Annotated in this window: 13 protein-coding genes and 1 pseudogene; 3 read left to right on the top strand and 11 right to left on the bottom strand. The window is 41.0% G+C overall.

Annotated elements, in window-relative coordinates; genetic code table 11:
• Window positions 1-293 precede the first annotated feature (293 nt).
• Entirely contained in the window at window positions 294-1,526 is a 1,233-nt protein-coding gene (locus tag GW828_RS06800; protein ID WP_273058272.1) for a pepsin/retropepsin-like aspartic protease family protein, read from the bottom strand.
• A gap of 284 nt (window positions 1,527-1,810) precedes the next feature.
• Here GW828_RS06800 and GW828_RS06795 point away from each other — a divergent pair, with 284 nt between their 5' ends.
• Window positions 1,811-2,113, top strand: coding sequence for a cupin domain-containing protein (locus GW828_RS06795; protein ID WP_273058274.1), 303 nt, complete (start codon window positions 1,811-1,813; stop codon window positions 2,111-2,113).
• A 36-nt stretch (window positions 2,114-2,149) separates the two neighbouring features.
• Window positions 2,150-2,959 carry a helix-turn-helix domain-containing protein gene (locus GW828_RS06790; RefSeq protein ID WP_273058276.1) on the top strand — a complete coding sequence of 270 codons (810 nt, stop codon included), beginning with the start codon at window positions 2,150-2,152 and terminating at the stop codon, window positions 2,957-2,959.
• Window positions 2,960-3,378: 419 nt separating this feature from the next.
• On the opposite strand, the gene GW828_RS06785 is transcribed toward GW828_RS06790, so the two are convergent.
• The 3 genes from GW828_RS06785 to GW828_RS06775 form a co-directional block, all read right to left on the bottom strand.
• Window positions 3,379-3,675 (bottom strand): hypothetical protein, encoded by a 297-nt coding sequence (locus GW828_RS06785; RefSeq protein WP_182697626.1) that lies wholly within the window; start codon window positions 3,673-3,675, stop codon window positions 3,379-3,381.
• 130 nt (window positions 3,676-3,805) lie between these two features.
• A complete protein-coding gene (locus GW828_RS06780) occupies window positions 3,806-4,171 on the bottom strand; it encodes a cupin domain-containing protein (protein WP_182697627.1) in 366 nt (121 codons plus the stop codon).
• Window positions 4,172-4,323: 152 nt separating this feature from the next.
• Complete coding sequence (locus GW828_RS06775) at window positions 4,324-4,737, bottom strand: DUF1090 domain-containing protein (RefSeq protein WP_220487668.1); 414 nt, start codon at window positions 4,735-4,737, stop codon at window positions 4,324-4,326.
• A gap of 458 nt (window positions 4,738-5,195) precedes the next feature.
• Between GW828_RS06775 and GW828_RS06770 the strand changes: the two are divergent.
• Window positions 5,196-5,420: pseudogene (locus tag GW828_RS06770) on the top strand (tyrosine-type recombinase/integrase); the annotation flags it as partial.
• Between the two features lie 168 nt (window positions 5,421-5,588).
• Here the strand turns inward: GW828_RS06770 and GW828_RS06765 are convergent.
• The 7 genes from GW828_RS06765 to GW828_RS06735 form a co-directional block, all read right to left on the bottom strand.
• Window positions 5,589-6,359: an ABC transporter permease gene (locus tag GW828_RS06765; protein WP_124017379.1), complete on the bottom strand. Its 771-nt coding sequence runs from the start codon at window positions 6,357-6,359 to the stop codon at window positions 5,589-5,591.
• A complete protein-coding gene (locus tag GW828_RS06760) occupies window positions 6,359-7,294 on the bottom strand; it encodes an ABC transporter ATP-binding protein (protein ID WP_124017378.1) in 936 nt (311 codons plus the stop codon). The genes GW828_RS06765 and GW828_RS06760 overlap by 1 nt, the downstream gene beginning before the upstream one ends.
• A gap of 67 nt (window positions 7,295-7,361) precedes the next feature.
• Entirely contained in the window at window positions 7,362-7,892 is a 531-nt protein-coding gene (gene hpt, locus GW828_RS06755; RefSeq protein ID WP_124017377.1) for a hypoxanthine phosphoribosyltransferase, read from the bottom strand.
• A 7-nt stretch (window positions 7,893-7,899) separates the two neighbouring features.
• Entirely contained in the window at window positions 7,900-8,559 is a 660-nt protein-coding gene (locus GW828_RS06750; RefSeq protein WP_124017376.1) for a flavin prenyltransferase UbiX, read from the bottom strand.
• Window positions 8,560-8,585: 26 nt separating this feature from the next.
• Complete coding sequence (gene mpl, locus GW828_RS06745) at window positions 8,586-10,025, bottom strand: UDP-N-acetylmuramate:L-alanyl-gamma-D-glutamyl-meso-diaminopimelate ligase (RefSeq protein ID WP_273058283.1); 1,440 nt, start codon at window positions 10,023-10,025, stop codon at window positions 8,586-8,588.
• A gap of 97 nt (window positions 10,026-10,122) precedes the next feature.
• On the bottom strand, window positions 10,123-10,425 hold the full coding sequence (locus tag GW828_RS06740; protein ID WP_273058285.1) for an AzlD domain-containing protein: 303 nt from the start codon (window positions 10,423-10,425) through the stop codon (window positions 10,123-10,125).
• Window positions 10,422-11,261 carry an AzlC family ABC transporter permease gene (locus GW828_RS06735; RefSeq protein ID WP_273058286.1) on the bottom strand — a complete coding sequence of 280 codons (840 nt, stop codon included), beginning with the start codon at window positions 11,259-11,261 and terminating at the stop codon, window positions 10,422-10,424. The genes GW828_RS06740 and GW828_RS06735 overlap by 4 nt, the downstream gene beginning before the upstream one ends.
• Between the last annotated feature and the right edge of the window lie 737 nt (window positions 11,262-11,998).

Genomic DNA, 11,998 nt, shown 5'->3' with positions numbered 1-11,998 from the left:
TCAACCATAAAGTGCATAGCCGATTTGCACAACTAACGTCGCGATATAACGTCGCTGTAATTTGCGACTTAACACGCTGAGTAAAGCCGTCAATTATTTTGAGCTAATATATGCTCACAAAAATGACGACCTCATCGACTAAAAAGCCGTATGAATAAACCGTCTGGGCTTCAAATATAACCACCTGCATGATTATCGCCAGACTAATGAAAATGGTTACTCTTCGATACAGCGACCGGACCGGTTCTCCTGATAATGAGCTCCGGTCTGATTAATCGTGGCAATTTTTCGCCCTAAAAGCGATCCTGCAAAACCAAGGTGCCGCACATATCAACACCGCTAGACGTCCAACAGATTTCGACATGCTCTGCTTCGCTGCTGAGTAAGCCCCTAATTTCATCAAAGTTAATTTCATTGATTTTATTACCGTTTATGTTGGTAACCACATCGCCTAGGGCAATCTTGAGTGCCTTTAGGCCAGCGGTCTCCCCTAAACCCTTTACTAATCCGCCATTTCTATGCGGCTCTAGTTGCAAACCACTTCGGTCAATAAAAGTTTGAGGGTTAAACTGTATATTCTTTTTCAGAGCTAAGTAGCCATTTTCATAATTGAAAACCACATCAAAATTTCGCAGCAGACCACTACCAATTAAGCCAATACCATTGTCGTCTTCGAAGTCAGGTAGATCATGCACTGCGATATTTTCAAAACTTGTGCCTGCTATTTGAAAATAATTAATCCGGCTAGTTTTTACCGTATGTTCGCCATTAAAATTCTTGGTATTACTTTCAAAGTAGGAAGATGGAAAATTAAAGTCGGTCGCAAGTAACGAATTAATGTATAGATAATCGGGAGCGCCAGTATCTACAACTAAATCATAATGGGCTGGCTGCCCTTGCTGGTTGGGTATTGCACCAGAAATGTAAGGGATTCGGCCATGAATAGCCATGGGTAACTTTACCCACTCAGTTGATGTTAAAGCGGTCGAACTATCTTTAATAAAGGTAACCGTTTTGTCTGCATAATTGATACGAGTCATGTATCGATTGAGAATATCAAACCCAATAGCACCATCAAAGTAAGCTTCATCATAAGAGCCAAATAAAGGAGATTGATCGATGGGGACCTGAATAATTGTCATTTCCGATAACGTTATCTGACCGATAGTAATCTCCGCATCGTTAACTACATTAACTTTCCGACCTTGCAGATCTATTTGCATCTCAAATGACAGTGGCTGATCTTTGGTTTTTTCAGTTTCAAACAACACCGTCGCTGCGGCCCCTGAGTCGAGCGCAAAGCGCAAATCTTGCTGGCCGTTTAAGGCTATATTTATGATAACGTGACCGTCATGCCATTCAAATGGTACGGTGAAACTGCTATCTGCCCCATGCCAGTCTTGCTTGGCAAATTGATTACCGCTTTGCAAGTTAATCAGCCCAGTGACACCGCAACCGGCGAGTAAAATGATTACCAAGTGTAAGAAGGATAGCTTTGCAATGCGCTTTGAACCTTTAAATTTCATTTTGACGACTCTCTAATAAATACATATCAACTGTGATATCAAATATTACGAGAGGCCATGGGCATTTTATAGAACGATATTGCGGCGATTGAGGCTATAAATACGCCGGTAAAATCGCAATATCGTTCTATAAGTTCCAGGTTTATCAACTATGCTTGGCCTACACTAAACCAATACAAATTGAAGTCGTTATGAATCGAAAATTAAATGTCTCAGATTGCTTCGATATGTTTTCAGACACCTTTACCCCAAAAGTACTTTTAGATGTTAACGATTCTAGGATTATGCTGGTCAAAATTATAGGCGATAAGATACCTTGGCACTGCCACGCTAACGAAGACGAGTTACTTTGGGTAATGAAAGGAAATATCGTCGTGCACACTCGAACCGAGTCAGTGCATCTCTGCTCTGGAGAATTGTACATGGTAGCGAAAGGGATAGAGCACAAAGTGACTACAAATGAATTGGCCCAAGTGTTGTTGATTGAATCAAAGTCATTTAAGCATACTGGTGAGACTGAAAGCGATATAACTCAAGACGCTTTTGAATATTTGCTAGAAAATAATATCGCCACCTCCTCATCATGATATATTCAATTATCGGAACTAAAGTACGTTAACACTATGACGACCCCAAAATTGAGCACATGGTTCAACACTGCTGTAGGCGACAAACCTCGTATTGAGGTGAATTTGGTTGGCTTTACTTTTGCTCCGCATCGACATGATACTTATACTCTGGCATTAACCACCACTGGCGTACAGTGCTTTAATTACCGAGGAAGCCTGCGCTATTCTTTACCCGGTGAAGTCGTTGTTTTACATCCTGATGAATTACATGACGGGTTAGCGGGAACAGATGCTCCTTTCGGTTATCGAGCCATTAACATTGATCCTGTCGACGTACAAAATATTTTGCAAGGGCATCATTTGCCATTTTTACCTAATGGCGTGACAGGCAAACCCTGTTTAGTCGATATTGCACAGAGATTCTTGACTGAGTTCCAACGGCCTCTAGAGCCGTTAGAATACCAAGACCTTATCTATGATTTTGCCATGGCCTTACAAAAAGAAACCACAATACATCACAAGCATACGACAGCCAATTATCAGGCTATTCAGATGGCCAGGGAATATATCGATGACTCGCTAGATAATGACATAACATTGGATCAGTTAGCCACGATTACAGGCTACAGTAAATGGCAAATCACTCGAGATTTCAGATCATTGTTTGGCACTAGCCCTTATCGATACTTAACCTTAAGACGTCTTGAAAAAGCCAAGTCGCTTATGTCGCAAGGAATACCCATTGCGCAAGTTGCACAAGATTGTTTTTTTTCAGATCAAAGTCACTTTACTCGCCAATTCAAGAAAAGCTTTGGCACAACGCCAAATATGTGGAATAAGTTGAACGAAAGTCCCCAGCGATAAGCGAAGTTAACATAGCATTTTTGTAAGTAACGCCAATTTCTGCTTTATTTTTGCACCACCAAGTCCAAAATCGGGCTTTCACTGTGGCATGCTAAAGGCTGCACATTTTCAAACAAATGATGAAACGTTCACGGACCGAAATTGGGGCGTGAGTGTGAGATCAGCTATTGTTTAAAGTGCGACAATACATACAAGGCTGGATCAACGACTTTGCTATAGCCAATGCCTATCAAGGATGTATCGCCTATTTTTAGCAAAGTGACCATATTGCATGTTTTGATTTCTAAGAGCACGGCGATTTGACAGCTAAATGACAGACGAAGTAGATGAATTTGTTGATTGGTTTTAATTTGACGGCAAAAGCAGTCAAATAAGCTAGGCTCGCCGATTGACTGACGCCAGGCTCATATGTGTTAGCATTACTCTTTAATACGCCAACCTTTTGATTTTATACATGAAGCGTTTGCGCTAAAAAAAGATAAAAGTTGAACACTTGCAAAAGCTATTTCAGGCTCTTCTGAGTTTTTAGTTAATGTTGTACTCCTAATGCCTTGCCTAGCTTCTAACGCGCATTCACTAGCTTCTTTTCGAAACAGTTCGTTGTCAGCTGACATCTCACCGTATTCGTTATGAATGACAATTGGTGGAGTCGTTGAGCAAGAGCAAACCATAGACAGTATAAAAGCTAAAGATAGTATTCTTGTTTTTATAATCATAACTTTTCATCAAATCCTTGTAATGATAACGCCTATTTAAAGGACTAATAATTGTTTGCTAAAATGTACAGCAAAGCGGTATCGAGCAAAACGTTACGAGTCATGCTTTAAATTCTCGTTAGCTGTAACTTTACACCCATACATCATTTTCAGCTGTAAGTTCACTACCTGAATCACCAGTGTTAACAACACCTTTAGGTTCAACAATCATTATTTTACATTCACTGTTAGCAACTGGTTTATGTTCTACACCTTTAGGGATTACAAACATTTCTCCGGAGTTTAGAGTTACTAGACCATCACGGAACTCTATATTAAGGATACCTTCCAAAACGATGAATACTTCATCAGTATCAGGGTGATCATGCCAAATAAATTCGCCTTCAACTTTCACTAATTTGAATTGGTAATCATTCATTTCTGCAACAACACGAGGAGACCAGTGTTCAGTAAATTTAGAGAACTTATCTTTAAAATTTATAGCATCAAATTTCATTTTTACTCCATACATTCATTTACTGATAACGCACGCTTAAGGGGCAGACAACGCGACTACTGACCTTCCGCAAACACCGTAATCACAAAAACCAACGCATAATAAAAATGCCATGCGTTGGCTGCCCCTCTTGAAGCGTTTGTTAGCATTATCTAACCTAATTCGGATAACTCTTGTAGAAGCGACTCCAATTTACGCTCTTCTTCTTGAATCTTATTTTGGTATTTTCTGACTTTGTTATCCTTGCCACTTCCCTTTGCTTCTTGTAAATCTAAGTTATATTCGGCAATTTTATCTTTAGTTTCTTTAATTTCGTAAGCTAAATCTTGCTTAAGTTTTGTGTCACTACAATTGGACTTGGCTTCCGCTAGGGCAACTTTTAGTCCTTCTATCTTTTTTTGATTATTAGCTAACTGAGCACTTTCTATTTGCTGCTCAATCTCACAATACTTTCTTTCACACCCAGAAAAACCTGAACAGTTCAATGAAGCAAAACTATAAAATGACAATATAGACAGTACAACACCGGAAGATTTAAACATTAAATTTACATTTGCTCTTTTCATTAACACAACTAATTTTAATTAATTTTACAAGGGATAATTAAACTACAAAATGGTGAATTGTCACACAACTATTATACGCGATGATTGATTTCTATCATTTGAATATGACCATTTAAGTCCTCAGAATGCTAACAGCTTATTGAACGGCTCGACCGATAAAGCCGCACGTTTAAGTTATTGATTAATATCATCCTACATTTGCTATGTCTTTGAAGTAAAGCAATTCAATGACTCTTACATTCAAATATAAAACTTAAATTGCACGTTAAACGTGTCGATGGCAAATGTAAAAAATAAACCAATTAAGATCAATATATTAGAGCAGCCCTATTTTTCTCAACATAGTCCTTTAGACTGCTTTTTATTCATATATTATTGTTATTCCATCAAACCCATTATGACGATATATACATACTGTGTAGGTAACGTAAAGGGGGAAATAATGATGGGAACTGGATATTGAGAAGCAATTAGACAACAACGTTCAGAAAGCGACTATCACTAAACGCATTACCGCTCATACTTTTAGGCATTCTTTTGCGACCAACTTACTGAGGCGTGGTCACGATATGAGAACCGTGCAGGAATTGCTTGGCCATAATGATGTAAAAACAACTCCAATCTGTACCCATGTTGCAGGTTTGCACCAAATAGGTGTACAAAGCCCGATGGATTACAGTTAACTAGTTACAGCACGCAAACTAAAATATTGATATTCATTATTAATTCAAAGGTATAAATTCGTTTTCGGATTTATCTATGAAATAACGCCCATAAAAAAGGACTCATACGAGCCCTTTTACACTGAGATGATAACAACCGCTTTGGCTGCGGCTTACCGCCTATGAGACTTAGCTACGCAAACCAATTCCGCGCGAAATCAAATAGTAAGCTACTGCCCACAAGCTGACGCAAAAGCCAACCATGATGGCGATAGATAACGGTACACTAAGGTCGGCAAAACCTAAAAATCCGTAGCGGAACACGTTAATCATGTACACCACAGGGTTTAAACCCGATACACCTTGCCAAAAAGGTGGCAATAACGATAACGAGTAAAATACACCGCCTAAGTAGGTGAGTGGCGTAAGAATAAAGGTCGGGATAATACTGATATCGTCAAAGCTTTTGGCAAACACGGCATTAATCAAGCCACCGAGTGAGAATAACACTGAGGTTAAAAACATGGTGATAACAACCAAGCCAACATGATGTAAGGAGATATCAACAAACAACATCGCCACTGTGGTCACAATTAGGCCCACGCATAACCCACGGGCGACACCGCCGCCGACATAACCGGCTATCATCACGTAATGCGGTACTGGAGCCACCATGATTTCTTCAATGTTGCGTTGAAACTTGGCGCTGTAAAACGATGAGGCCACATTAGAGTATGAGCTGGTGATCACCGACATCATGATTAAACCAGGAGCAATAAACTCCATGTAGGTCACGCCGCCCATTTCACCGATGCGGCTACCAACTAAGTTACCAAAAATTAAAAAATATAACGTCATGGTAATGGCTGGCGGCACTAGTGTTTGGATCCAAATACGGGTGAAGCGATTAATTTCTTTGGTTAAAATACTTTTAAAAGCCACAAAATACAGACTTTTCATTATTTTGACTCCTTGGCTTTCTCTACCAGCTCTACAAACAATTCTTCTAGACGGTTGGCTTTATTGCGCATCGACAAGACTTCGATATTGGCTGAAGTAAACTGAGTAAATAACTCATTAATGTTATTCGATTTCGCCACATCGACTTCTAAAGTATGTGCATCAGTTAAGCGGCAGTTCATATTGGTTAACTGAGGGGCAACATCGAGATCATGACGTAAATCGAAAATAAAGGTTTCAACATCTAGCTTGCTCAATAATGCCTTCATGGTGGTGCATTCGACCAGCAAACCGGTATCGATAATACCAATGGTGCGACACAGCATTTCGGCTTCTTCAAGGTAGTGTGTGGTTAAAATAATCGTCACACCTTGTTTGTTAATTTGCTTTAAAAACTCCCACATTGAACGACGAAGTTCAATGTCGACGCCAGCTGTTGGCTCATCTAATATTAGTAATTTAGGTTCGTGCATTAACGCACGTGCAATCATTAAACGGCGTTTCATGCCACCAGACAGTTCGCGCGCTTGAGCATGACGTTTTTGCCATAAATCAAGTTGGGTGAGATATTTTTCAGCACGTTGTAATGCTACGGCTTTTGGCACGCCGTAGTAACCCGCTTGGTTAACCACAATTTGTTGCACGGTTTCAAACTGGTTAAAATTAAATTCTTGCGGTACTAACCCGATACATAACTTGGCATGTTCGAGATCTTTATCTATATCGAAACCAAATACCGAAACCGTGCCAGCGGTTTTCTGCACCAATGAGCTGATAATGCCGATGGTGGTAGATTTACCTGCACCATTGGGGCCAAGCAAAGCAAAGAAGTCACCTTGCTTTACCGTCAAACTAATTGACTTAACGGCTTCTACACCGCCTTTATAGGTTTTTTTAAGGTTATCGATCACCAATGCATTGGCGTTATCGGCCATATTGAAATCCTCAACTTACAATGAAAAAAAACTCCCACATCGGCGGGAGTTTATAAATTATGTTTGCTTAATCCAGTGGTACAACTTTAGCGATATAAGGCAAGTTGCGGTATTGCTCTGCGTAGTCGATACCGTAACCGACAATAAACTCGTCAGGAATTGTGATACCGATAAAGTCGACGTGTACATCAACCTCGCGGCGTTCTGGCTTATCTAATAAGGTACAAAGCGCTAAACTTTTTGGTTCGCGCAGTAGTAACATCTCGCGCACTTTATTTAAGGTGTTACCTGAGTCGATTAAGTCTTCAACAATTAACACGTCACGGCCAGAGATATCAGACTGCACGTCTTTAAGCACTTTAACGTCGCGTGAGCTAGTGGTTGAATTACCATAACTTGATACTGCCATAAAGTCGATTTCAACATGGCCTTTGATGCGGCGACATAAATCGGCCATAAACACTACAGAACCTTTTAATAGGCCAACCATTAATAAGCGTTCACTGTCAGCGTAATGAGCATTAATGCGTTCAGCTAACTGGTCTAAAGTTTTATTGATTTCTTGCTCAGAAATCATCATTTCAATGGTGTGCTTCATAAATCTCTCAATTGTCGATGTCGTGTGACTGAGTACGTCCGTATCCCCAGCGACTCGTTAAGTCGTGTTCAATACCCAAATGATCAAGTATTCGGGAAACCATGAAGTTTACCAGATCTTGAACCGATTTGGGATTATGATAAAAACCTGGTGCCGCTGGCATGATGGTCGCACCATTGCGTGTAAGGCTTAACATATGCTCTAAGTGTATGGCACTAAAAGGAGTTTCACGCGGAACAAGGATTAACTGCCCACGCTCTTTTAATACTACGTCTGCTGCTCTTTCGAGCAAATTATTACTCATTCCAGTAGCGACAGCAGCTAATGTGCCGGTTGAACACGGACAAATCACCATTTGTTTTGGTGCCGCACTGCCTGATGCTGGCGGCGAAAACCATTCATCTTTACCTAACACCACTAATTCGCCTTTTAATGGCTCATCGGAATTATGCAGTTGTTCAAGTAATTGAGCCTTGGCTTTATCTGGATTTGCGCTCAGTTGTAACCCATGCTCGGTGGCTAACACCACACGTGCTGCGCTGGATACCATTAAAAAAACTTGGTAATCAGCCGCGAGCAAGCATTCAAGCAACTTAATGCCATATGGTGCGCCAGATGCGCCGGTCCAGGCGAGACTAATTGCTTTGGCTTTTTTGGCATAGGCCATGTTGTACCCTCTATCGGCTAAAGCCGTTACGCTAGAGCCTTAATTATTTTCTGGTGAATACCATTAAAGCCACCATTACTCATAATGACCACGGTATCACCTTTATTGGCGGTGGTGGCTACTGTGTTAATAATGTCTTCTATATTGTTAAACACAGTCACAGGAAGTGGCGCATTAGCCATACTGGCATGAATGTCCCAACCAATATTGTCCGCTTGATATAAGTAGCCAACATCAGCCAACACCATCGAATTGGCCAGCGTATCTTTATGCACACCGCTTTTCATGGTGTTTGATCGCGGCTCTAGCACTACAATAATCTTGCCATTGACATGATCACTGGAAGCCACTTTGGCCCTTAGCCCTTGCAAGGTGGTGGCAATAGCGGTTGGATGATGAGCAAAATCGTCATACACAGACACCCCATTAACGGTAGCCAATAATTCTAAACGACGCTTAGGTGGACTGAACTGTGTCAATGCCTCTATAGCATGGCTTGGTGCTACGCCAACATGACGTGCCGCAGCGATAGCCATAATTGCGTTTTCGATATTGTGCTGACCTATCAATGCCCAGTGTAATATCCCTTGTGACTCGCCCTTAAACAGCACTTCAAACACATGGCCGTCGTCGGCAATAGTACGCGACTGCCAAGCACTTGGTTCACCTTGGCTTACTAAAGGACTGTCTGAATGATTAGCTATATCTGTGGCTAAGGTTGGCGATTTAGAATAAATTTCTTGTTCGCTCCAACAGCCCATATCAATCACTTGCTGCACAGCTTCAACATCGCTAGGCCAAATAACCTTACCTTCGCCCGGCACAGTGCGGATAACATGATTAAACTGACGTTGAATGGCTGCGAGATCGGCAAAAATATCGGCATGATCAAATTCAAGATTATTGATCACTAACGTGCGTGGATGGTAATGCACAAACTTAGAGCGTTTATCAAAAAAGGCACTGTCGTATTCGTCGGCTTCAACCACAAAAAACACTGAGTTACCTAAACGGGCTGACACGCCAAAGTTTTGCGGCACGCCACCAATTAAAAATCCCGGCTCGTAGCCGCAGTATTCTAAAACCCACGCGAGCATGCTGGAGGTAGAGGTTTTGCCGTGAGTACCCGCTACCGCCAACACCCAACGGTCTTGCAAAATATGTTCAGACAAAAACTGCGGCCCAGAAGTGTATTTAATACCACGGTTTAATACCGCTTCTACACATGGATTACCGCGACTCATGGCATTACCAATAACCACTAAATCTGGTTGATTATCGCCTTCTTTGCCTAATTGAATGGGATCAAAACCTTGGATTAGCTCAATACCTTGTTGCTCAAGCTGGGTGCTCATCGGCGGGTAAACGTTAGCATCACTGCCGGTTACTTTGTGGCCCATTGCGCGGGCTAGTAGGGCTAAACCACCCATAAAAGTGCCACAAATACCTAATATGTGTACGTGCATATTCAACTCTAATTGGTCCGTAATATGGCGGTTATTCTAATCTATTGCGCAACAGAATGTCAGTTAACAATGATTGAAATTAATCTAGGGTCTGTTGCTAATACAAAATAAAAAACAGTCCCATACTGAGTACGGTTGTGAGCAAAGTATTACGAGTGACGTAAGCCAGCACTGTGGCCACCAGGGCACACGTTAAATAGGGGTTATATACACTAATAGCAAGTTGGCCTTCGGGCACAAACACAATTGGCGCTAAGATAGCGGTTAATACCGATGGGGCTGAATAGCTTAAAAACGTTAAAGTATTTTTACTTAAGCGAATAGGCAATTTAGGTTCTAACAACAAGTGTCGACTGATAAACACCACTGCCGCCATGGAGAAAATAATCAGCCAGATCATAGCTTGTGATCCTTATTTGCGGTCACTGAAGAAGTAGATTCAGCGGTATTCGAATTAGCGATAGCAGAATCAATGTTACTCGAATCAACTCTAGCTGAAACCACAGCGTCTTCGTTAGTCAATTTGGCGTAAGTCATGCCTGCTGCCATGCCCGATATTGCCGCAATTAATAGCCCGGCTTGAATCGCAAATACTGCGCACACGACAGCTAAGGTAAGCGACACCAGGACACACACTAATATTGATGGCTTTTTTACTGTGGGGACTACGATGGCGATAAAGGTGGCAGCGATGGCAAAGTCGAGTCCGAGTTCGCCTAAGTTGTCGATAGACTGCCCTGCGACAATGCCAAGCAAAGTAGCAATATTCCAACCAAGATAAAAGGTTAAGCCGCCGCCCAAAGCATACCAGCGATCAAACTGATGTTGCGCTGGCGAGTCGCCTTTATGAGCTTGATTGGCGATAGCAAACAGTTCATCTGTGAGTAAAAAACCTAAGCCTAAACGCCATTTAAGGGGTAAAGGGCTTATATGAGTGCGCATCGCCATGGCATACAGCAAATGTCGAGAGGTGATCAGTAAGGTGGTGATCAAGATACTGCTAATACCAATACCGGCTTTTATCATACCGAGTGCAACCAACTGGGCACTACCCGCAAAGATAATTGCCGACATCGCTTGGCTTTCAACTGGCGTTAGGCCCACTTCCAGTGCAAACGATCCGGCAAGTATCCCCCAAGGGATCACCGCAATCGTCAGCGGCATAACGGCAAGCGCACCAGCTAAAAACGATTTAGTTTTGGTGGGGGTAACAGAAGTTAACTCAAGGGTGTCCACGTTATATCCTTATTGACTGATATTGTTATTCCCTCAAATACAGCTTGATAGGAAACAAGAAGATTAGCTTAACGTGAATAAGTTAGTAAAGCCCTTGAAATATGATCATGAATCTTACCAGGGTATCAGTTGATCTATAACGTTTTTAGCTGTGATTAATCGCTCGATGAAATATACAAGTATGAGCGTTATTCACTGGTTCAAAACATAGTATGTAGCATAGGTGTTAAATGCTAAATGCAGCAATACCCAACTCACTAACGCAGGCACTCATGTGCAACCACAAGCTTAACCACAACCAAGCAATAAAAAACCAATATTTAAATTAAAATCAATTACTTATAAAAACAAATGACGACAAAAGAAGATTGCTAACAAATTTCCAAGATTGGTGGCAAGTAATTGATGCTTTAATACTGATTTAACCTGTTTTTAAGCGGTAATTATCACACCACTACATTAGCTCAGCCTTAAGTAACGTTTATGATAAAATGACTCACCTCATATTTTTTACTATAAAAGACATTAAATATAGTATGTAGATTTTTATATTCATCATTTACATTTATCAAATAGTATTAGTCGCGACGATATTACCCAAAAACGTTTTGCACTTCTAAGTTGCAAAAAAACATATATTTTATATTCAAATTTAGTATCGAGAAAATCAAACGCCAAATTATACATTTATGCAATTAACTAAAAGTCTCGCATGAAGGACTTTTAAACAAGTAAAA

This window comes from Shewanella vesiculosa, from assembly GCF_009994065.1.
Classification (GTDB): Bacteria; Pseudomonadota; Gammaproteobacteria; order Enterobacterales; family Shewanellaceae; genus Shewanella; species Shewanella vesiculosa.
The sequence above is the reverse complement of the archived record's forward strand: the minus strand, read 5'-3'. Positions and strand labels throughout refer to the sequence as shown.

Coding starts and splice junctions, on each gene's coding strand:
- GW828_RS06775 (WP_220487668.1), bottom strand. CDS start 4,737: ATGAAAAGAGCAAATGTAAATTTAATGTTTAAATCTTCCGGTGTTGTA.
- GW828_RS06740 (WP_273058285.1), bottom strand. CDS start 10,425: ATGATCTGGCTGATTATTTTCTCCATGGCGGCAGTGGTGTTTATCAGT.
- hpt (WP_124017377.1), bottom strand. CDS start 7,892: ATGAAGCACACCATTGAAATGATGATTTCTGAGCAAGAAATCAATAAA.
- GW828_RS06790 (WP_273058276.1), top strand. CDS start 2,150: ATGACGACCCCAAAATTGAGCACATGGTTCAACACTGCTGTAGGCGAC.
- GW828_RS06760 (WP_124017378.1), bottom strand. CDS start 7,294: ATGGCCGATAACGCCAATGCATTGGTGATCGATAACCTTAAAAAAACC.
- GW828_RS06780 (WP_182697627.1), bottom strand. CDS start 4,171: ATGAAATTTGATGCTATAAATTTTAAAGATAAGTTCTCTAAATTTACT.
- GW828_RS06765 (WP_124017379.1), bottom strand. CDS start 6,359: ATGAAAAGTCTGTATTTTGTGGCTTTTAAAAGTATTTTAACCAAAGAA.
- GW828_RS06800 (WP_273058272.1), bottom strand. CDS start 1,526: ATGAAATTTAAAGGTTCAAAGCGCATTGCAAAGCTATCCTTCTTACAC.
- GW828_RS06785 (WP_182697626.1), bottom strand. CDS start 3,675: ATGATTATAAAAACAAGAATACTATCTTTAGCTTTTATACTGTCTATG.
- GW828_RS06795 (WP_273058274.1), top strand. CDS start 1,811: ATGCTGGTCAAAATTATAGGCGATAAGATACCTTGGCACTGCCACGCT.
- GW828_RS06750 (WP_124017376.1), bottom strand. CDS start 8,559: ATGGCCTATGCCAAAAAAGCCAAAGCAATTAGTCTCGCCTGGACCGGC.
- mpl (WP_273058283.1), bottom strand. CDS start 10,025: ATGCACGTACACATATTAGGTATTTGTGGCACTTTTATGGGTGGTTTA.